Source organism: Massilia pseudoviolaceinigra (assembly GCF_030846505.1).
Taxonomy (GTDB): Bacteria; Pseudomonadota; Gammaproteobacteria; order Burkholderiales; family Burkholderiaceae_D; genus Telluria_A; species Telluria_A violaceinigra.
This window is the reverse complement of the sequence record NZ_JAVCWL010000005.1, coordinates 115,036-136,199: the sequence shown is the minus strand read 5'-3', so window position 1 is coordinate 136,199 and position 21,164 is coordinate 115,036. Positions and strand designations below refer to the sequence as shown.

Annotated in this window: 17 protein-coding genes and 1 pseudogene; 9 read left to right on the top strand and 9 right to left on the bottom strand. The window is 64.3% G+C overall.

The genetic code is table 11. From position 1 onward, the window contains the following. Positions 1-22: 22 nt before the first annotated feature. From RBA40_RS06790 to RBA40_RS06780, 3 genes are read right to left on the bottom strand one after another with little or no spacing between them, the layout of a single operon-like run. Positions 23-397: an Hsp15 family ribosome-associated heat shock protein gene (locus RBA40_RS06790; RefSeq protein ID WP_099873960.1), complete on the bottom strand. Its 375-nt coding sequence runs from the start codon at positions 395-397 to the stop codon at positions 23-25. Beyond that, positions 397-1,557: a cardiolipin synthase ClsB gene (gene clsB, locus RBA40_RS06785; protein ID WP_306646986.1), complete on the bottom strand. Its 1,161-nt coding sequence runs from the start codon at positions 1,555-1,557 to the stop codon at positions 397-399. Before clsB ends, RBA40_RS06790 begins: the two co-directional genes overlap by 1 nt. Positions 1,558-1,583: 26 nt before the next feature. Further along, the gene (locus RBA40_RS06780; protein WP_306646985.1) at positions 1,584-2,396 is read right to left on the bottom strand and encodes an endonuclease/exonuclease/phosphatase family protein; all 813 of its coding nucleotides are present in this window, start codon (positions 2,394-2,396) and stop codon (positions 1,584-1,586) included. Between the two features lie 503 nt (positions 2,397-2,899). On the opposite strand from RBA40_RS06780, the gene RBA40_RS06775 reads away from it, so the two are divergent. Continuing rightward, on the top strand, positions 2,900-3,589 hold the full coding sequence (locus RBA40_RS06775) for a hypothetical protein (protein WP_306646983.1): 690 nt from the start codon (positions 2,900-2,902) through the stop codon (positions 3,587-3,589). Further along, a complete protein-coding gene (locus tag RBA40_RS06770) occupies positions 3,586-4,215 on the top strand; it encodes a hypothetical protein (RefSeq protein WP_306646981.1) in 630 nt (209 codons plus the stop codon). The genes RBA40_RS06775 and RBA40_RS06770 overlap by 4 nt, the downstream gene beginning before the upstream one ends. Before the next feature lie 54 nt (positions 4,216-4,269). Here RBA40_RS06770 and RBA40_RS06765 read toward each other — a convergent pair whose 3' ends face one another. Genes RBA40_RS06765 through ssuE form a run of 5 tightly spaced genes read right to left on the bottom strand, consistent with a single transcriptional unit; the run spans position 4,270 to position 8,565 of the window. Next, positions 4,270-5,028, bottom strand: coding sequence for an ATP-binding cassette domain-containing protein (locus RBA40_RS06765; protein WP_306646979.1), 759 nt, complete (start codon positions 5,026-5,028; stop codon positions 4,270-4,272). A gap of 18 nt (positions 5,029-5,046) precedes the next feature. Further along, positions 5,047-5,820, bottom strand: a complete 774-nt coding sequence (ssuC, locus tag RBA40_RS06760) for an aliphatic sulfonate ABC transporter permease SsuC (RefSeq protein WP_306646977.1) — start codon at positions 5,818-5,820, stop codon at positions 5,047-5,049. Positions 5,821-5,822: 2 nt separating this feature from the next. Beyond that, a complete protein-coding gene (gene ssuD, locus RBA40_RS06755; protein WP_306646976.1) occupies positions 5,823-6,977 on the bottom strand; it encodes an FMNH2-dependent alkanesulfonate monooxygenase in 1,155 nt (384 codons plus the stop codon). A gap of 16 nt (positions 6,978-6,993) precedes the next feature. After that, the gene (locus tag RBA40_RS06750; RefSeq protein WP_306646974.1) at positions 6,994-7,965 is read right to left on the bottom strand and encodes a sulfonate ABC transporter substrate-binding protein; all 972 of its coding nucleotides are present in this window, start codon (positions 7,963-7,965) and stop codon (positions 6,994-6,996) included. A 21-nt stretch (positions 7,966-7,986) separates the two neighbouring features. Then, positions 7,987-8,565: an NADPH-dependent FMN reductase gene (gene ssuE, locus RBA40_RS06745; RefSeq protein WP_306646972.1), complete on the bottom strand. Its 579-nt coding sequence runs from the start codon at positions 8,563-8,565 to the stop codon at positions 7,987-7,989. Between the two features lie 209 nt (positions 8,566-8,774). On the opposite strand from ssuE, the gene RBA40_RS06740 reads away from it, so the two are divergent. The 6 genes and pseudogenes from RBA40_RS06740 (at position 8,775) to RBA40_RS06715 (ending at position 14,645) form a co-directional block, all read left to right on the top strand. Then, a complete protein-coding gene (locus RBA40_RS06740; protein WP_306646970.1) occupies positions 8,775-9,974 on the top strand; it encodes an acyl-CoA dehydrogenase family protein in 1,200 nt (399 codons plus the stop codon). A gap of 4 nt (positions 9,975-9,978) precedes the next feature. Further along, a complete protein-coding gene (locus RBA40_RS06735) occupies positions 9,979-10,794 on the top strand; it encodes a methionine ABC transporter ATP-binding protein (RefSeq protein WP_306646968.1) in 816 nt (271 codons plus the stop codon). Then, positions 10,787-11,449, top strand: coding sequence for a methionine ABC transporter permease (locus RBA40_RS06730; protein ID WP_306646966.1), 663 nt, complete (start codon positions 10,787-10,789; stop codon positions 11,447-11,449). Before RBA40_RS06735 ends, RBA40_RS06730 begins: the two co-directional genes overlap by 8 nt. A 31-nt stretch (positions 11,450-11,480) precedes the next feature. Further along, on the top strand, positions 11,481-12,308 hold the full coding sequence (locus RBA40_RS06725) for a MetQ/NlpA family ABC transporter substrate-binding protein (protein ID WP_306646964.1): 828 nt from the start codon (positions 11,481-11,483) through the stop codon (positions 12,306-12,308). A 4-nt stretch (positions 12,309-12,312) separates the two neighbouring features. Next, positions 12,313-13,698, top strand: a complete 1,386-nt coding sequence (locus tag RBA40_RS06720) for an LLM class flavin-dependent oxidoreductase (RefSeq protein WP_306646962.1) — start codon at positions 12,313-12,315, stop codon at positions 13,696-13,698. Between the two features lie 19 nt (positions 13,699-13,717). After that, positions 13,718-14,645: pseudogene (locus tag RBA40_RS06715) on the top strand (aliphatic sulfonate ABC transporter substrate-binding protein). A gap of 180 nt (positions 14,646-14,825) precedes the next feature. Here the strand turns inward: RBA40_RS06715 and epsC are convergent. Next, complete coding sequence (gene epsC, locus RBA40_RS06710; protein WP_306646960.1) at positions 14,826-15,749, bottom strand: serine O-acetyltransferase EpsC; 924 nt, start codon at positions 15,747-15,749, stop codon at positions 14,826-14,828. Between the two features lie 337 nt (positions 15,750-16,086). On the opposite strand from epsC, the gene RBA40_RS06705 reads away from it, so the two are divergent. Continuing rightward, positions 16,087-21,138: a beta strand repeat-containing protein gene (locus RBA40_RS06705; protein ID WP_306646959.1), complete on the top strand. Its 5,052-nt coding sequence runs from the start codon at positions 16,087-16,089 to the stop codon at positions 21,136-21,138. Positions 21,139-21,164 lie beyond the last annotated feature (26 nt).

Here is a 21,164-nt window from a genome sequence, read left to right as displayed (position 1 = left end):
GAAGGCAACCGTGGGCGGTGTGTTACTCCCCCGCCTTGCTGATCGCCCGCCGGTCGCGCTTGGTCGGGCGCCCCTTGATGGTGGTTCCCGGCTCGCGGTACAGTTTGCGCGCTTCCAGGTCGTTTTCACGCTTGCTCACGCTCTCTTCGGTCTCCTCGTACAAGGTGCGCGCCACCGGGGCGCCGCCGCGCACGTCGGAAATGCCCATCACGCGCACCTCCCACGTCTCGGCGCCGTTATCGATGGTCAGCTTGTCATCCAGCTTGACCGTGCGCGCCGGCTTGATGCGCTCGCCGTCGAGGCGCACCTTGCCCGTATCGACCGCATCCGTCGCCAGCGACCGCGTCTTGAAAAAGCGCGCCGCCCATAACCATTTGTCTATTCGTACATTATCCATCAGGCATATCCTATAGCGAAAATCCGCATCGCCATTTTATAGAAGAAATACGCCACCTCGTAACCGCTGCGCCGTACCCATCCCACGTGTTCAAAATCTTCCCGGCAAATCATAACGCCGTCGGCAATCCCGCGCCGGATGTGTTCGCGCATGGTCCGGGCGAATTCCTCGTCCTTGACGACCACATTGGCTTCCTGGTTCAAAAACAGCGACAAGCCATCGCAATTGCTCGACCCGACCGTCGACCAGTCGTCGTCGACCACGGCCACCTTGGCGTGCAGCTGGGTCTTGCGGTATTCGTAGACCTCGACCCCGCTGTCGAGCAGTTTCGGGTAGAACGAGCGCGCCACCATGTCTTGCAGCTTGATTTCGCCCACGCCGATCAGCAGCTTCACCTCGACCCCGCGCTCGGCGGCAATCGCCAGCGCCTTGCGGAATTTGTGTCCGGGGGCAAAGTAAGGATTGACCAGCAACACGCTTTTCTTGGCGTGGCCGATCGCGTGCAGGTAGGCGCGCTGGATCGTGTGGCGGTTGCGCAAGCTGTCGCGCACCACGAACGCGGCCTGCATCGGCTTGTCGCCTTCGAGCGACTGGTCCTTGCGCATTTCGCGGAACAGGCCGATCCTTTTCATCAACCCCAGGTGGCCCACGCGCGCCCACTGGGTCTGCATTTCGTGATGGATGGCCGCCACCAGCGGGCCGCGCACCTGCACCGCGAAGTCCCAGCGCGGCGCCGGCAGGCGCTTGCCCGGGTCGTAGTCGCAGAACCAGTCATCGTTGACGTTGATGCCGCCGACAAACGCCACTGCGCGGTCGACCACGACAATCTTGCGGTGGGTGCGGGTCACGCCGCGCTTGAACCAGGCATTAAAGGCGCGAAAGCGCACGTTGGCGGCCGCGAACGCGATGCCCAGGCGGGTCGACTGGGCGTGTCCGGTGCCCCACCAGTCGGTGACCACGCGCACCTTGACGCCGCGCTGGCCGGCGCGGCACAGGGCGTCGGCCACGGAGCGGCCCGTGGCATCGTCCGCAAAGATATAAGTTTCAAAATAGATATCGTACTGCGCACCATCAATGGCCGCAATCAACGCAGGGAAAAATTCCAGTCCGGTTTCAAGCAGGGCGATATCGTTGTGGGCGGTGTAATGGACCGGGCGCATAGTGCTTCATGTTTGGTTGCAAAGCCTCAGGCCAGCTTGAGGTTGGCCACGATCGGGGCGTGGTCCGATAATTTGGCCCATAGCGCACCATGCAAGACCTCGGCCCCGTCCACCTTGAAGCCGCGCACGTAAATGCGGTCGAGGCGGAAGAACGGCAGCGCGGCGGGGAAGGTGCGCGCCGGCGTGACCGTTTTCTCGCGTCCCGAAAAGCTGCGCACCAGATCGCCCAGGCGTGAACGCGCGCCCAATTCGTCGAAGACTTCGACCACACCGAGCTCATTGCGCAGCTTGTCGCTGAGGTTGTTGCGCCAATCGTTGAAGTCGCCCGCGATGATGACCGGCTCGTCATTCGGCGCCGATGCCTTCACGCAGTCGATGAGCGCCTGCGTCTGGCGCCCGCGTCCCGATTCGAACAGGCCCAGGTGGACCACGTAGCAATGCACCTGCGTTTTCGGCGTTTCGAGGATGCAGTGGAGGATGCCACGCTGTTCATAGGCATGGTCCGATACGTCATGGTTGCACGTATTGCAGATCGGGTAGGCCGACAGCAAGGCATTGCCGTGGTGACCGTGATCGTACACCGCGTTCATGCCGTAGGCGGAATGATGCGAGTCGCCCGCGAAATACTCGTGCTGGGCGCGCTCGGGCCAGTGCCGGTGCCCGCGGCTCTCGTCGCCGAACTTCGCCGAGTTGCGGTCGTGCTTGCCCTGCACTTCCTGCAGGAACACGACGTCGGCGTCGAATTGGGCAATGGCCTTTTTCAGGGCCAGCACGCGTGGTGTGCTCCGGATGGAGGACACGCCTTTGTGGATATTATAGGTAGCGACACGAATCTTCATGGGAACATTCTAACCCCTTCAGTGGATGTTCTTCAGAAGGAACTCTATCGTGCGCACTTGACGCCCTTCGCGGGCCGGCTGCGGCCGGCGCCGGCGCTCAGGACGCGGGGCGGAGGATGTCGGGATGCGCCTCCTGTTTTTCACTGCACACTGCTTAGAAAAATACGCCATCCTCTGCCATCATCAGATGGTTCTTGCGCATCGGATGAAGCATATTGCACTTCGCATCAATCACTGTGACGGGGTCAGGCAAACGAATAACGGAGCAATCATTTTATATTCGCAATAGAGCATGATTGCCCACGGCAAGCATAAGCTATTGGCAAGCGGCCAATGCACAAACTGCGGGAACTTATACCGAAACCAAATGCCTAACCGATTCAGGACGAGGATACCCATGCCGGGTTGATCTGATTACATCCTCATAGGCAATGATCCGTCATGCGATACGATAGGGGCTTATCTTAGCGCTATTCCGATTTTTAAAAACACATCGAACCACCATGCCCGCCCCTGCCACTTCCGAAACGATCGCGGCCAGCATTCTGGCTGGCACCTTACCCAGCGTCGTGCTGCGCTCCGTGCTTGCCCAATCGCCCGAACTGGACCACTACCAAGCGGCCCGCCTGCTGCATTACGCATTCCGGGGCGCATGGCTGATCAAATGCGGATGGAAATGGAAATTTTCAGAGAATTCCGACGTGTTCGATACCGAGTTTGATCTTTGCGTCATCCGCCGTCTGATTGATGCCGGCGCTGGCATTCCGTGGGACTTGCCATACTGCGAATCAGAATACCGGCGCGTCGGACCCGCGCTGGAGGAAAGCGCCAGGCTCGCATTGCTCGCTGCGCGCGAGGCTGTCAGCTACGAACGCCTGTGCGAAAGGCTGGAGGCCATGGACGACCCGCTGGTCTGCGTCCAGGCGCTCTGGGACGGGGATACGGACGGCTGGTTCCTTGGCCTCGATTGCATCGTCAGGGCCAACGGCAAACTGGAAACCATCTGGTTGGGCACCATCCCGACCGATGGCGATATTCGGCTGTTCAACGGCACCGTTCCTCCTTGGCCAGAAGCCGAACATGCCAACGTGGTCGGGCGTAGACTGGCAGAAAAATTCAATATCGAATTCTACTTTCCCGCCCCGGATACGCCGGACGATACTCTCCCAGGCTGGCAAGAACTGCATGCATGAATTCTTTGCAAGGAGCCAACCAGCGACCTTGCAGCATGGGTCTTTTATCCGCTGCCATGATTTACTTTATCGGAAAGTCAAATAACAGAGAGACCGCAATGCGCCATGTCACATCACTCTTTTTCACCCTCTTCCTGCCCTGCGCATGCTTTGAAGCTTCGGCGCAGGACGTGGTTCTCACCGGTCACGTGCAGAAGGTGACCTTGCTGCCATTCGGCGTCGACGATTGTCCGCCGCCCTGCCCTCCAAACGACATTCCGGGCAGGGTGTGTATTTCAAATGCGGGCGGCTGCCAGATCATGGAAGTCAACGTCGACAAGGTGCTGCTGGGCGAAGCTGGTCCGGTGCGGATCTTCAAAACGCACATCGGCGAATGGGGGCCGACTTTCGGCGTCACTACCAGTCCGATCGTCGTCAGCGAGGATGCGGGCAACGTGTCATGGTCGGAGGCGGTCATGCGCGACGGCAAAATTTACATCGAATCGAAGCGGCTGCGCCATATTGGCGATGTGAATGCACGCGATCTGGGACCGGACGAAGACGACCTGGTGTCGCTCGATGCCATGCTGGAGCGCGTACGCAAGGCTGAGCGGCAACGGCCGCGCAAAGGAGGTGGCAAGGAATGACCTCGTTGCCCTCCACAACGCGGTCGCCGTTTTGCGGCGCGCCATAGCGCCAACCTATTTATGCAGCACCCTCGCCAGCACGCTTTGCTCCAGCGCGGCAAACGCCGCAGTGCCGCGCCTGCCCGAGCGCGGCAGGTCCACGTGCAGGTCCAGGCTGATGCGGCCATCCTCGACCAGCAGCACGCGGTCGGCCAGCGCCAGCGCTTCCTGCACATCGTGCGTGACCAGCACGGCGGTAAAGCCGCGCGCCAGCCATAGCGATTCGATCAGTTGCTGCATCTCGATGCGGGTCAGCGCATCGAGCGCGCCCAGCGGCTCATCCAGCAGCAACAGTTGCGGCTCGTGCACCAGCGCGCGCGCAAGGGCCACGCGCTGGCGCTGCCCGCCGGACAGTTCGGTCGGCCAGTCGCCTGCCCGCCCCGCCAGGCCGACCGTTTCCAGCGCTGCCGCGGCGCGCTCGCGCGAACCCGGCAATCCCAGCGCCACGTTTTCCAGCACGCTCTTCCACGGCAACAAGCGCGCTTCCTGAAACATGATGCGCACCTCCGGATCGCGCAAGCCGTCGCCGATGCGGATCTGGCCGGCATCCAAGGGCTCGAGTTGCGCGATGGTGCGCAGCAAGGTGCTCTTGCCGCAACCGCTGCGTCCGATCACGGCCACGAACTCGCCGGGCGCCAGTTCCAGGTCGATTCCCCCCAGCACTTCACGTCCGGCATAGCTTTTCATCACGCCGCGCAGCGACACACTCACCCCATGCTGGCCCAGCGCGGCGGCGGCCCCAACGGTACGTTCCTCGATACGATTGATTTGCATGCTGTTTCCCGATGTTATTTAGCGGTACGCCGGATTCCAGCGCAAGAAGTGCTTTTCCATCCCGCGCGACAACAGATCGGCGGCCTTGCCCAGCAGGGCGTACAGCAAAATGCCAACCAGCACGACATCGGTTTGCAGGAATTCCCGCGCATTCATGGTCATGTAGCCGATGCCGGCCTGGGCGGAAATGGTTTCGGCCACGATCAGCAGCACCCACACCAGCCCCAGCGAAAAACGCACGCCCACCAGGATCGACGGCAACGCCGCCGGCAGGATCACATCGCGGTACAGCGGCCAGCCGGACAAGCCATAGCTGCGCGCCGTCTCGATCAGCCCCTGGTCGGCCGAGCGGATGCCGTGAAACGTATTCAGATACACCGGAAAAAACACCCCGATCGCCAGCAGGAACAGCTTGGCGGTCTCGTCGATGCCGAACCACAGGATCACCAGCGGAATCAGGGCCAGCGCCGGAATGTTGCGGATCATTTGCAAGGTGGTGTCGAGCAAGGTTTCCGCGCGCTTGACGCTGCCGTTCAGCAACCCCAACAGCAAACCCAGACCGGCGCCAATGGCAAAGCCGGTCACCGCGCGCCACAGGCTGGTGCGCAAGTGCTGCCACAGCTCGCCCGACACGGCCAGGGTCCAGAATGCCTTTGCCACGGCCCACGGCTCCGGCAGGATACGGCCCGACAGCCAGCCCGCCTGCGCCGCAAGCTGCCAGGCCAGGATCAGGCCAACCGGCAGCACCCATGGCGCCAGTGCCGAGGACCGAGGCACGCCAGCGCCGGCCATGGTCAGGCCGCCTTCTTCGGCAAGATATCGCTGGCCATCATCTCGCCGAACGGCCCCGTGATCGACTGCTCGCCGGCTTGCTTGCCCTTGCCCTTGCCCAGCAGCGGAAACACCAGTTCGGCGAAGCGGTACGATTCTTCCAGGTGCGGATAGCCGGACAGGATGAAGGTCTCGATTCCCAGGTCCGCATATTCCTGCATGCGCGCGGCCACCGTGTCGGCGTCGCCCACCAGCGCGGTGCCGGCGCCCCCGCGCACCAGGCCCACGCCGGCCCACAGGTTGGGCGACACTTCGAGCTGGTCGCGCCGGCCGCCGTGCAGGGCCGCCATGCGGCGCTGGCCCACCGAATCCATTTTGGCGAAGGCTGCCTGCGCCTTGGCGATGATGTCGTCATCCAAATGGCTGATTAACTCGTCGGCGGCACGCCACGCCGCCTCATTCGTTTCACGCACGATCACGTGCAGGCGAATCCCGAAGCGCAAGGTGCGACCGTGTTTGGCGGCGCGCGCGCGGATATCGGCCAGCTTCTCGGCCACCGCGGCCGGCGGCTCGCCCCAGGTCAGGTACACGTCCATCTGCTCGGCCGCCAGTTCGTGCGCGGGTTCGGACGAACCGCCGAAGTACAGCGGCGGATACGGTTTTTGCACCGGCGGATACAAGGTCTTGGCGCCCTTGACCTGCAAGTGCTTGCCCTCGAAGTCGTAGCCGGCCGCGCCGCCCTCGCCCGCCATGGTGGCGCGCCAGATGCGGAAGAATTCATCCGAAATTTCGTAGCGTTTGCTGTGATCCGCAAACAGGCCATCCGCTTCCAGTTCGCCCTGGTCGCCGCCGGTCACCACGTTGATCAAGAGGCGCCCGTTCGACAGGCGGTCGAAGGTGGACGCCATGCGCACCGCCAGTCCCGGCGTCGACAGGCCGGGACGGATCGCCACCAGGAACTTGAGCTTCTGCGTGACGGCCATCAGCGACGAAGCCACCACCCAGGCGTCCTCGCAGGAACGCCCGGTTGGCAGAAGGACGCCGTCGTAGCCGAGGGTATCGGCTGCAACGGCGACCTGGCGCAGATAGTCGGCATCGACACTGCGCGCACCCTTGCTGGTACCAAGATAGCGGCTATCGCCATGGGTGGGGATAAACCAGAACACATTCAACGACATGGAAATACTCCTGAATTTAAAGCTTGAACGCCAGCTGCGCGTCCTTCACGACAATCGGTTTCGGAATCAGTTTGAGACTGGCGAAGACATCGGCGATCTTCTGCTGCTCGCCGATGACTTCCGGCGTCACTGCCTTGACGCCATACGAATAGCGCTGCGCCGCCAGTTCCACGATGCTGCTTTCGAGCCCCGTCTGCGCCGCCAGGATAGCGGTGACTTCCTTGATGTTCCGGCGCCCCCACTCATCGACCTTGGCCAGTTCCTCGATCACGATGCGAATAATCTCCGGCTGCGCCTCGGCATAGGGGCGCGCCGCCAGGTAGAACTGGTGGTTCGACACCAGGCCCTTGCCATCGGCCAGCACGCGCGCGCCGAGCTGCTTTTCGGCGGCGGCCAGGAACGGATCCCAGATCACCCACGCATCGACGGCGCCGCGCTCGAACGAGGCGCGCGCATCGGCCGGCGGCAGGAACACGGTCTGCACATCCTTGTAATCGATGCCGGCCTTTTCCAGCGCCCGCACCAGCAGGTAGTGCACGTTCGAGCCTTTGTTGAGGGCGATCTTCTTGTCCTTCAAATCGGCCACTGTGCGGATCGCCGAACCCTTGGGCACGACGATCGCTTCTGAGCTTGGGGACGGCGGCTCGTTGCCCACGTAGACCAGATTGGCCCCGGCAGCCTGCGCAAAGATCGGCGGCGCCTCGCCCACCGTGCCGAAGTCGATGCTGCCGACATTGAGCCCTTCCAGCAGGACCGGGCCGGCCGGAAATTCGGTCCACCTGACCGTCACGCCCTTGGCCGCCAGCCGCTTTTCAAGTGTGCCGCGCCCTTTAAGGAGCGTCAGCGTGCCGTATTTCTGATAACCGATGCGCACCACCTTGGCGCCCTGCGCCCTGGCCGCGCCGGGCAAGGCGCCTGCGACGGCTGCGGCGAACATCATTCCCAGGGTGCGGCGGCGCGCGCTGCGTTTGTCCAGATGCGAAGTCATGGTGCGGTCTTTCTGTAAAGGTCAGGCGGCGAGGGGATGCAGGGTGCGCTGCGATTGCGGGCGGCGCAGCGGCAGCGCGAACAGCTCGGACGAGAGCTGCTCGACGCCGCGCGCCACGCGGGCGGCAATCGGTGCATCGAGCGTGAGGCCGGTGGCGGCGTTCCAGCGCAACTGGTCGGACGTGACGTAAATCCCGGGCAGGATGAAACGCGCCGAGAGCGACGCCAGCACCGGCCGCAGCGCGTAATCGAGCACCAGCATGTGCGACTGGCTGCCGCCAGTGGCAAGCGGCAGCACCAGCTTGCCGTCCAGGCCATCCTGCGGCAGCAGGTCGAGGAAGGCTTTCAGGATGCCCGTGTACGAAGCCTTATAGACAGGTGTGGCGATGACGATGGCGTCGGCATCGAGCAGCAGCGCCGTGGCCCGCACGATGGCCGGGTCGTCGAAATTCGCATGCAGCAGTGCTTGCGCCGGCAGGTCGCGCACCTGCAGGGTGTTGCAGCGGTGGCCGTGCAGGGCGAGCTTGTCGCCCACGTGCTGCAGCAGCCTGGCGCCGCTCGACGATACTGACGGGCTCCCGCCCAGCAAAAGTACGCTCATGATTTTTCCGATCCGGTGTGAGGTTCAACAATGGAATGGACACAGGCTACGGCGCACGACGGCAAATCGAAACGAATGCTTTCACGCTTCGATATGCGCTTTTCGTTCCATCGTTTTACGCATAAGGAAGGGCGGATATCTTCGTTCACGGCGCGCCACGGGCGGTGCAATACTGGCCTCCTCGACTGTCCTTCAAGGCTTGTTCCATCATGTCAGCCACCCTGCTCCGCCCCATACCCGATATTCAGCCCGGCGATCCGCTGGCAGTTGCCACCGCCCTCGCCGAGCGCCTTGCCCACACCTCGGTGCAGCGCGACCGCGATGGCGGCCATGCGGCCCAGGAGCGCGAATGGATCCGCGAATCGGGCTTGCTGACGCTGTCGATTCCCGCCGAATTCGGCGGCCAGGGCGCCCCATGGCCGGTGGTGTACCAGGCGATCCGCATACTGGCGCGCGCCGACAGCGCACTGGCGCATGTCTTCGGTTTCCATCACCTGCAACTGGCCGGCATTCGCCTGTACGGCTGCGCGCAGCAGCAGCGCCACCTGTTGACAAGCACCGTCGAGCAGGGTCTGTTCTGGGGCAACGCATTGAATCCGCTCGACCAGCGCACCACGGCACTGCGCGGCGCCGACGGCTTTACCCTCAACGGCGTCAAAAGCTTTTCATCGGGCTCGGTAGGTTCCGACTGGCTGACCGTGTCAGCCTGGGACGCCGCCGCCGGCGAAGCGCTGATCGGCGTGGTGCCGACCGCGCAGCCAGGGGTGCGCGTGCAGGCAGACTGGGACGCCTTCGGTCAGAAACAGACGGACAGCGGCAACGTTCACTTCGACCAGGCGCACCTGGCGGCGCAATACGTGCTGCAGGCGCCCGGCCAGGCACCAACCGCGCAGGCTACGCTGCGCTCGCAGGTGGCGCAGCTGATCATGGCCAATCTGTACCTGGGCATCGCCAATGGCGCCTTCGACGCCGCCCGCGAATACACGCGCGAGCAGTCGCGCCCCTGGTTCGCGTCCGGTGTGGACGCCGCCAGCGACGACCCGTTCATCCAGCACCGCTACGGCGAACTGTGGCTGCTGCTGCGTCCCGCCCAGGTGCTGGCCGACCATGCGGCCCACGAACTTGACCGCGCCTTCAACAAAGGCGCCCTCTTGAGCGCACGCGAACGCGGCGAAGTGGCGGTAGCGGTAGCCGAAGCGAAAGCCTTGTCGCACCGCGCCGGCCTTGAAATCAGCAGCCAGATGTTCGAGCTGACCGGCGCTCGCGCCACCTCGGCCAAATTCGGCTTCGACCGCTTCTGGCGCAACGTGCGCGTGCACACCCTGCACGACCCGATCGACTACAAGCTGCGCGACCTCGGACGCTACGTCCTCGATGGCAGCGTCCCCGAACCGACCGCCTACTCCTGACACCATGAACACTCACACCACCCATAGCGAGCCGCTGATCCGCATCGACGGCGCCAGCAAATCCTTTTCCCTGCCGCGCGGCGGCCAGTTCGACGCCGTCAGGAATGTCAGCCTCACGGTCGACAAGGGCGACGTATTCGGCCTGATCGGCAAAAGCGGCGCCGGCAAATCGACCCTGCTGCGCCTGATTAACCTGCTCGAACGCCCGGACCGCGGCGCCATCACCGTGGCCGGGCGCGAGCTGACCACCCTTGGCAAGCGCGAACTGCGCGACGCGCGCCAGAACATCGGCATGATTTTCCAGCAGTTCAACCTGCTGCAGAACGCCACCGTGTACGAGAATGTCGCCTTCCCGCTGCGCATCCACGGCAACCTGAACGCGCCGCGCCTGGCCGCGCGCGTGCTCGAATGCCTGGAGCTGGTCGGCCTGGCCGACAAGGCCGAAAACTATCCGGCCCAGCTATCCGGCGGCCAGAAACAGCGCGCCGCCATCGCCCGCGCGCTGGCCAGCCGGCCCGACGTGCTGCTGTGCGACGAACCGACATCCGCGCTGGACGCCGAAACCACGCGCTCGCTGCTCGACACCCTGCGCGACATCAACCTGCGCCTGGGCGTGACCATCGTCATCGTCAGCCACGAGCTGTCGGTGCTGGGCGCCATCTGCAACCGGGTCGCGGTCATCGAAGACGGCGCCCTGGCCGAACAATTCGCGCTGGCCGATACCAGCAGCGCGCGCATCACGGCGCTGGGCCGCGAGCTGGCCTACTACGGCAGCGAAGGTTTTGCCGCCACCGCATGGAAAGGAGTTGAACATGTTTGAAAATCTCGTCACCCTGCTGCCCGAACTGTGGGTGGCGCTCGGCCAGACCATGACCATGCTGGCGATCGGCCTGACATCCGCCGTGGTGCTGGGCGGCCCGCTCGGCATCGTCCTGTTTCTGGTGGCCGACGGCCAGTCGCTGCAAAACCGGCCGCTTGCGCTGGTCCTCGGCTGGATCGTCAACACCGTGCGCTCCTTCCCCTTCATCATTTTGCTGGTGGCGCTGGTACCGTTCACGCGCCTGATCGCCGGCACCTCGATCGGGCCGCTGGGGGCCGCCGTGCCTCTCTCGTTCGCGGCCATTCCCTACTTTGCGCGCCTCGTCGAACAGAACCTGCGCGACGTGCCGCGCGGCGTGATCGAAGCGGCCCACGCCATGGGCGCCTCCGAGTTCCAGATCGTCACCCGCGTGCTGCTGGTGGAAGCACGTTCCGGCCTGGTGCTGGCATTGACGGTGCTGTCGATCAGCTTCCTGTCGTATTCGGCGGTGGCCGGCGTGGTGGGCGGCGGCGGCATCGGCGACCTGGCCATCCGCTACGGCTACTACCGCTTCCAGACCGACATCATGCTCGTCACCGTTGCCATTCTGGTGGTGCTGGTCCAGACCATCCAGTTCACCGGCACCCGCATCGCACGCCGCATCGACCAGCGCTAAGAATCCACATTCACTTCATTCAGAGGACACCATGTTTATCGCACGCCGCACCATTCTCGCCGCCATCGCCGGCCTGGCCATTGCCACTTCCGCCAGCGCCGCCAAGGACCCGAAGGAAATCGTCATCGGCACCAGCGCCGGCCCGTACGCCGACCAGATCAGGCTGGGGATCAAGCCTATCCTCGAAAAACAGGGCTACAAGGTCAAGGTCATCGAGTTCAACGACTACATCCAGCCCAACTTCGCGCTGGCCGAAGGCTCGCTTGACGCCAACGTGTTCCAGCATATCGTCTACTTGAACAAGTTCGCGACCGAGCACAAACTGGCGCTGACCGACCTGGTGACGATTCCGACCGCGCCGATTGCCATCTACAGCAAAAAACACAAGTCACCGACCGAAGTGAAAGACGGCAGTACCGTGGCCCTGCCGAACGACCCGACCAACCAGGCGCGCGCGCTGGTGCTTCTCGATCAACTGGGCTGGATCAAGCTGCGCGAGAAATTCGACCCGGTGCGCGCATCCGAAAAGGACATCGCCAGCTACCGGAAGAAGATCAAACTGGTGCCGCTGGAAGCGGCCCAGCTTCCGCGTTCGCTGCAAGACACCGACTATTCCTTCGTCAACGGGAACTACGCGCTGGCGTCGGGCCTGAAACTGATGGAAGCCCTGGTCACCGAGAAGATTTCGCCCAACTACATCAACCTGGTTGCGGTACGCACCGCCGACAAACAGAAGCAGTTTGCGAAAGATATCGCAGCGGCCTACCGCTCGCCCGAGTTCCTGGCTGTGACCAACAAGCACTTCGCCGGCTACGCCAAGACCGACTACCAACTGGCCCTGCAAGCGGCAGCCAAATAGCATCATGGCCAAACCGATCCGCTTCAACGCGTTCCAGATGAACACCGTGGGCCACCAGTCGCCCGGGCTGTGGACCCACCCGCGCGACAACAGCCACCGCTACCTTGACGCCGACTACTGGATCGAACTGGCGCAACTGCTCGAAGCGGGCCGGTTCGACGCCATTTTCTTGGCCGATGTGCTGGGCGTGTACGACGTGTACGAGGGCAGCGCGGACGCCGCCCTGCTCCATGCGGTGCAAGCACCGCTGAACGATCCGCTGGCCCTGGTGCCGCTGATCGCCAATGCCACGCGCCACCTGGGCATTGGCGTCACCGCCGCCCTGACCTACGAACATCCGTACACCTTTGCGCGGCGCATCTCGACCCTCGATCATCTGACGAAGGGGCGCATCGGCTGGAACATCGTTACCGGTTACCTCGACAGCGCGGCGCGCAACCTGGGCCTGCAAAAGCAGCTCGCCCACGACGAGCGCTACGACCTGGCCGACGAATACCTCGACGTGGTCTACAAGCTGTGGGAGAAAAGCTGGGAAGATGACGCCGTGGTGCGCGACAAGGTGCGCGGCGTGTACGCCGACCCTGGCAAGGCCCATCCGATCAACCATGAAGGCCGCTACTACAAGGTGCCCGGCATTCACCTGTGCGAACCGTCGCCGCAGCGCACGCCTTTCCTGTACCAGGCCGGCGCCTCGCCGCGCGGCATGGCATTCGCGGCGCGCCACGCCGAGGCGACGTTTGTCAGCGGCCCTAGCGTCAACGTGGTCAAGCGCTACGTGGACGACACGCGCGCCGCCGTGCGCGCCGCCGGCCGCGATGGCGACACCCTTCTGGTCTACGCGCAGGCGCTGATCATCACCGCACCAACGTCGGAAGAAGCGCACGCCAAGTACGAGGACTACCAGCGCCATGTCAACATCGACGCCGCCATGGCCCTCCTGTCCGGCTGGACCGGCGTCGACTTCAGCCGCATCCCGCTCGACGCCACCATCGACTACATCGAGACCGAAGCCGGGCGCTCCGCCCTCGCCTCGCTCAGCGCGGCCGATCCGTTACGCACGTGGACGGTGCGCGAAGCGGCCCGCTTCATCGGCCTCGGGGGACGCGGCCCGATCCTGGTCGGCTCGCCATCCGAGGTGGCCGATCAGCTGGAAACATGGATGGAACAGACCGGCGTCGATGGCTTTAACCTGGCCTTTGCCATCGCCCACGAAACCATGCGCGATGTCGTCGATCTGATCGTGCCGGAGCTGCAGCGGCGCGGCCGCTACCGCAATGACACCGTCGGCGGAACCCTGCGCCATCAACTGACCGGCAAGGGCTCGCGCCTGCCGGACGGCCACCACGGCCGCCAGGTCCATATCGCTCCGCTGCTGCAGTCGGCAGCCTGACCCCCAACCCAAGGACCCCATGAAACGCCGCAATCTCCTGCAACTGGCCGCCCTGTCGGTCCTCCCCGGCGTGGCCAGCGCGGCGTCGCTGCGCGAACTGCGCCTCGATTACGCCTACTACGCGCCAACCAGCCTGGTATTGCGGCGCTTCGGCTGGCTGGAAGAAGAATTCAAGGCCGACGGCACCGCCATCAAATGGGTGCACAGCGCCGGCAGCAACCGCGCGCTCGAATACCTGAACGCCAACAGTATCGACATTGGTTCCAGCGCAGGCCTGGCCGCCCTGCTGGCCAAGGCCAACGGCAATCCGATCCGCGCGCCCTACATTTTCTCGCGCCCCGAGTGGACCGCGCTGGTGGTGCGCAAGGACTCGCCGATCCGCACCCTGGCCGACCTCAAAGGAAAAAAGATCGCCGCCACCAAAGGCACCGATCCCTACCTGTTCCTGCTGCGCGCGCTCAAGACGGCGGGCCTGAAGCGCAGCGACATCGAACACGTCGGCCTGCAGCACGCCGACGGACGCGCGGCGCTGGAACAGGGCCGGGTCGACGCCTGGGCCGGGCTCGATCCGCACATGGCGGCGAGCGAACTGGAAGGCGGCTCGCGCCTGATCTACCGCAACGTCGCTTTCAACACCTACGGCTTCCTGAACGTGCGCGACGACTTCCTGGCCCCGCGCCCGCAAATGGATCGGCGCCAACCAGACCGAGGCCGCGAAGATACTCGCGGAAGAAGCGAAGGTATCGCTGCCGGTGGCGCTGTTGCAGATCGAGCTGCGCAGCGATTTCAGCAACCCGCAGCCATCGGCGGAACACCTCAAGGCGCTGCAACTGGCGGCACCGATCCTGCGCGACGAAGCGCTGGTCAAGCCGGGCACGGATCTCGACAAGGTGATCGCGGAACTGGTCGACACGCGCTTCGCGCAAGCGCCCATCGCGCGCGGATAAGCCATGACCGTCCGCTCACTCGACTTGCCGGCACCTGCGCGCAACCTTGCCCTGCGCATGCCACCCGGCCTCGTGGTACCGGGCGCCGTGCTGCTGGCCGCCGAAGCGGGTGCGCGGCGACAGCGCGCAGGCAGCGACCAAGGCGGCCATCCTGCGCCGCCTGGAGGCCGCGCACGCGATCTAGTCGCTGCGCATCTGCGCCTGCGACACCGTGCTGCCCGGCGCCACGCTGTCGGTCAGCCACACATTGCCCCCAATGGTGGACCCGGCGCCGATGGTGATCCGTCCAAGGATGGTCGCTCCCGCGTAGATCACCACATCGTCCTCCACGATCGGATGGCGCGCCACGCCCTTGATCAACGTGCCGTTTTCATCGGCCGGGAAGCGCTTGGCGCCCAGGGTCACGGCCTGGTACAGGCGCACGCGCTGGCCGATGATGGCGGTTTCGCCAATGACCACGCCGGTGCCGTGATCGATGAAAAAGCTGGCCCCGATGCGCGCGCCCGGATGAATGTCGATCCCGGTCAGCGAGTGGCCGATGTCCGACACCAGCCGCGCCAGGAACGGTACGCCCAGCTGGTGCAGCCGGTGCGCGTAGCGGTGGTACAGGATGGCGATGGTGCCCGGGTAGCACAGCATGATTTCGGCCACCGAGGTGGCGGCCGGGTCGCCCGCCAGCGCGGCCTGCACATCCGACACCAGCAGCGCGCGGATGCCCGGCAGGCCGGCGGCGAAGTCGCGCGTGATGGCGGCCGCTTTCTGCTCCAGTTCTTCCTCGCTGGCGTCGTCCGGCTGCGCCGAAAACAGCAGGCCGCGGCGCACCTGTTCGACCAGCCGGTTCAGGGTCGTGGTGAGGGTGTCGCCGACAAAATAATCGATGCTCTCGTCGGTCAGGTTGGGGCGCCCGTAATGGGTCGGGAACAGCGCCGCCGACAGGCCATTCACGATCACGGTGAGCGCCTCGCGCGAGGGCAGCTCGCGCACCCGCCCATGATGGCGGATGTTATGCGTGGCTTCGCGCGAGACGCGCAGTTCCTCGATCACGGGACCAAGGTTCCAATGCGGAGCGCGCGCGCTGGCCGGTTCGGGGATGTCGTTTTTCATATGCCGAGCCTAGTGCAAGCGCCCCACAAGCAGAACGAATCTTTTCGTGTTTGTATATGCGTTTCTTGCTAATTTCCCAAAAAAAGTCGTGCGTGGTTGCTGTTCATTATTTTTTCAAAATTCAAAGTTGGCATCATTAACCGCATGATATTATTTCCTCAAGCACACAACACTGGCAGTGTAGCAAGTAAACCATGATCGTTAACTACATGAGAAGTGTGACAAACAATGCTTCCGCGCCGCCCCTGACGCTCGAGCTCTCCGCGCAAGCGAGGCTGGGCCGGACATTCCGGCACCAATCCACCTTCCCCCTTTTCCCACTGCAAAAGAGACCTGCATGTCCCTGACTACGACAACCGCATCTTTCACCACCATCACCGGCACGGCCGGCAACGACACCCTCACCGGCGGCGATGCCGATGAGATACTGCAAGGCCAGGCTGGCGCGGACAAGCTGGACGGCCTGGCCGGCAACGACACCGTGGACGGCGGCGCCGGCAACGACTACATCGATAGCGGCCTGGGCAGCGATGTCTATCTGTTCGGGCGCGGCGATGGCCGCGACATCATTTACGGCACCGGCGTACGCCCGCCTGGCGACATCAACACCCTGCGCTTCAGGGAAGGCGTGCTGCCGTCCGACCTGGCCTTCGACATGGCGGGCGCGTCGCTGATCATCAAGATCAGCAATAGCACCGACCAGATCCAGGTCGACGGTTTCCTGTACGGCGACAACACCGGCAATACCAGCAATCCGCTGCAGCAAATCGTATTCGCTGACGGCACCACGTGGAACCTGGCGGCGATCGAGGCCAGGCTCTACGCCGGCACCGACGCGGCCGATACGCGCACCGGCACCTACCTCGGCGACCTGATCATGGGCCAGGGCGGCGCCGACCGCCTCGACGGCAAGGCCGGCAACGACAGCATCGATGGCGGCGCCGATGCGGACACGCTTGTCGGCGGCCTCGGCAACGACCTCCTGATCGGCGGCGACGGCTCCGATTCGCTGTCCGGCGGCGACGGCAACGACACGCTCGACGGTGGCGCCGGCTACGACGAACTGATCGACGGGTTGGGCAACGACACCTATCTGTTCGGGCGCGGCGACGGCCTGGACCGGATCGCGAGCTCGCGCGACGCTGCGGGCAAGCTCAATACCTTGCAATTGAAGGCTGGCGTGCTGCCAGCCGACATCATCCTGCGCACCGATAGCGCGGGCAGCCTGTTCGTCCAGATCAGGGATAGTGCCGACCAGGTCGTCGTCGCCTCATTCCTGTCCGGGGACAGCAGTGATAACACGTCCAATCCCCTGCAGCAGATCACATTCGCCGACGGCACCACGTGGAACCGCGCCGCGATCGAAGCAGTCCTGTACGCAGGCACGGACACCGACGATTTCCTGGCCGGCACGCTGGCGGCCGAGAGCATCCGCGGCGCGGCCGGCAACGACCACCTGAACGGCAAAGCCGGCAACGATAGCCTCGACGGCGGCGCCGGCGACGACCGCATGTTCGGCGGCAGCGGCGACGATCTGCTTCTCGGCGGCACAGGCAATGATGCGCTTGAGGGTGGAGACGGCAACGACACGCTCGATGGCGGGGCGGGTAATGACCAGCTGGACGGCCAGGTGGGGACCGATGTCATCCTGTTCGGCAAAGGCGACGGCAAGGATACCGTCAAGTCCGTCTACCCCCTGACCAGCGGCCAAACCGACATCCTGCAGTTCAAGTCAGGCGTGCTGCCCGGCGACCTGGCCCTGTCCAGCGACTTTAATGGCGAGCTGGTCATGAAGATCAACGGGAGCGACGACCAGCTGACCATCGGGGGCTTCCGGCGCGACGACAGCGCCAACCTGCGCAATCCGGTGCAGGAGTTCAAATTTGCCGACGGTACCAGCTGGACGCCGGCGGCGGCCGAGGCGGTACTGTTCGCCGGCACCGACGGCGCTGACATGATCCACGGCAGCTTCGAGGGCGAGCGCATCACCGGGCTCGCCGGCGACGACCAGCTCAACGGCATGGCCGGCGACGACAGCCTCGATGGCGGCGACGGTGCGGACCGGCTTTTCGGCGGCCTCGGCAATGACCTCCTGACCGGTGGCGCCGGCAACGACGATCTCTACAGCGACGACGGCAACGACACGCTCGACGGCGGCGCCGGCAACGACAACCTCGTCGGCGGGCTGGGCAACGACACTTACCTGTTCGGCCGCGGTGACGGCCACGACAACATCAGCAGCTCGAACGATCCGGCGGCCAAGCTCAATACCCTGCAATTGAAGGCCGGCGTGCTGCCCGCCGACATCACCGTGTACATGGACAGTTCGTCCACACTGCACATCCGCATCAAGGACAGCGGCGACTGGATCGCCGTCGGCTCCTACCTGGCCGGAGATACAAGCGACAACCAGTCGAACCCGCTGCAGCAAATCACCTTCGCCGACGGCACCACATGGAACCGCGCGGCGATCGAGGCGCTTTTGTATGCAGGCACGGACAGCGATGATTTCCTCCCCGGCACGGTGGCGGCCGACACCATCGACGGCATGGCCGGCAACGACAACATCGACGGCAAGGGTGGCAACGACACCGTCGACGGCGGCGCTGGCGACGACGTCATCTACGGCGGCAGCGGCGACGATCTGCTGCTCGGGGGCGCCGGCATCGATCGTTTAAATGGCCAGGAGGGCAACGACACGCTCGACGGCGGGCTGGGCAATGACGACTTGAGCGGCGGGGGCGGCAACGATGTGTTCCTGTTCGGCCAAGGCGACGGCCAGGATACCGTCGGGCGCGGTTTTTCCATGACCAGCGGCGAAACCGACATCCTGCAGTTCAAGGCAGGCGTGCTGCCCGGCGATCTCACCCTGTCCAGCGGCAATAACGGCGATCTGATCGTCAAGCTCAAGGGCAGCGACGACCAGCTGATCCTGGCGAGCTTCATGCGCGACGACAGCAGCGCCAACCCGGCCAATCCGGTGCAGCAATTCAGGTTTGCCGATGGCAGCGGCTGGACGCTGGACGCGGCCGAGGCCGTGCTGTTTGCGGGCACCGATGGCGCCGACGCCATCAACGGCACTTTCAAGGGCGAGCGCATCACCGGCCAGGCCGGCGCCGACAGCCTCGACGGCAAGGCCGGCAACGACACGCTCGACGGCGGCGCCGGCAATGACGTCATCAACGGCGGAATCGGCAGCGACACCTATCTGTTCGGCCGGGGCGACGGCAACGACGAGATCAACGCAGTTACCGACAGTACCGCGGGCAAGACCGACACCCTGCAGTTCAAGCCCGGCATCGTCGAGAGCGACCTGATCCTGACCCGGTCCGGCGACAAGCTGACCATCGGCATCAAGGGCACGAGCGACACGGTACTGGTCAATTCCTTCCTCAGTGGCAGCAGCGCCGGTAGCGCCGCCAATCCCCTCAACCAGATCCGTTTCGACAATGGCAGCACGTGGGATGCCGCCGCCATCATGGGCAAACTGCTGCTGGTGGCGACCGAGGGCAATGACACCCTGGATGGCTTCGACAGCGCCGATGCCATCGCCGGGCTGGGCGGCAGCGACCGCATCGATGGCAAGGCCGGCAACGACACGCTCGACGGCGGGCTTGGCAACGACTGGCTCGAAGGCGGCCTGGGCAACGACACCTTCCTCTTCGGCAAGGGCGACGGCCAGGACACGATCCTCAACGGCGGCACCGGTCCCGCGTCCGATTCCGAGTTCGATATCTTGCAAATGAAGGAAGGCGTGCTGCCTGGCGAGGTCACCCTTAGCACCAGCGGTGCGAACTTGCTGGTCAAGATCAACGGCGGCACCGACCAGGTGCAGGTTAATTATTTCCTGTTCAGGGAAAACACGGGTCACGCCTTCACGCAATTGAAACAGATCCGTTTTGCCGACGGGACTGCCTGGAGCCTGGCCGATATCGAAACGAAGCTGCTCGTTGCCACCGCCGGTGCCGATGAGCTCAACGGCACTCTTGGCGCGGACAGCATCGCCGGCCTGGCCGGTTCCGACAAGATCGACGGCCGGGCCGGCGACGACACCATCGACGGCGGCACCGGCAGCGACACCATCCTCGGCGGCCTCGGCAACGATACCTATCTGTTCGGCAAGGGCGACGGGATCGATGTGATCACCGCCATCGACAACGAACCGTCCGCCCGGATCAACACGCTGCAGTTCAAGGCAGGCGTGCTGGCCAGCGATGTCACGCTGAGCTCGACCGGCAGCTCGCTGGTGGTCAAGGTGGCTGGCGGCGACCAGATCACGGTGCAGAATTTCCTGTACCTGGACGACTCGGCCAACGTACGCAACCCGCTGCAGCAGATCGTCTTTGCCGACGGCAAAAGCTGGAACCTGGCCGCAATTGAAGCGCGCCTGTTCTCGGGCACGAACGGGTCCGACCAGATGAACGGCTCGGTGCGCGACAATACGCTGCTTGGCTTTGGCGGCGCGGATACGCTCAACGGCAAAGCGGGCAACGATACGCTCGACGGCGGCACCGGCAACGACAACATCAACGGCGGCACCGGCAGCGATACCTATCTGTTCGGGCGGGGCGACGGCATGGATACCATCGTCGGGGCCGGCGACTCGACTCCCGGCAAGGTCGACACCCTGCAGTTCAAGGCTGGCATCCTGCCCGGCGACGTGCACCTGTCCCGCGTGGGCACCTCGCTGGTGGTGAAGCACGGCAGCGGCACCGACCAGGTCACGGTCATGGCCTTCCTGTATCAGGACGATCCGGGCAACATCGGCAATCCGCTGCAACAGATCCGCTTCAACGATGGCACCACCTGGAACGTGGCCTCGATCCTCGCGTCCCTGCATACCGGGACCAGTGCCAGCGATAGCATCGCCGGTACCGTGCTTGCGGACACCATCAGCGGCTTCGCCGGCGCGGACCAGCTGGATGGCAAAGGCGGCAACGATACGCTCGACGGCGGCAGCGGCAACGACTCCATCACCGGCGGCACGGGCAGCGACACCTATCTGTTCGGCAGGGGCGATGGGCACGACTACCTCGTCTCGACAACCGACAGCGCGGCAGGCAAGGTCGATACGCTGCAGTTCAAGGCGGCGATTGCCGGTGGCGACCTGCACCTGGCAGCGGTCGGCAGCACGCTGATCATCAAGATCGACGGCACGGTCGACCAGATCACGGCTTACAACGTTTTGCCGCAGGGTGGTGTAGCGAACGTGGCCAGTCCTTTGCAGCAGATCCGGTTTGCCGATGGGGTCATGTGGGATATGGCAAGGATCCAGGCCGAGTTGCTGGCCGATGCCACGCCGGTGCCGGCCATTGCCGCACCGATGGGCATGAACGCTCCCGAGGGCGAGGTCGTCCTGGTCGCGCAGGCCAGTTTGCAAGCCTGGTAAGCACAAGGCGCCGGCTGTCCAGTCGG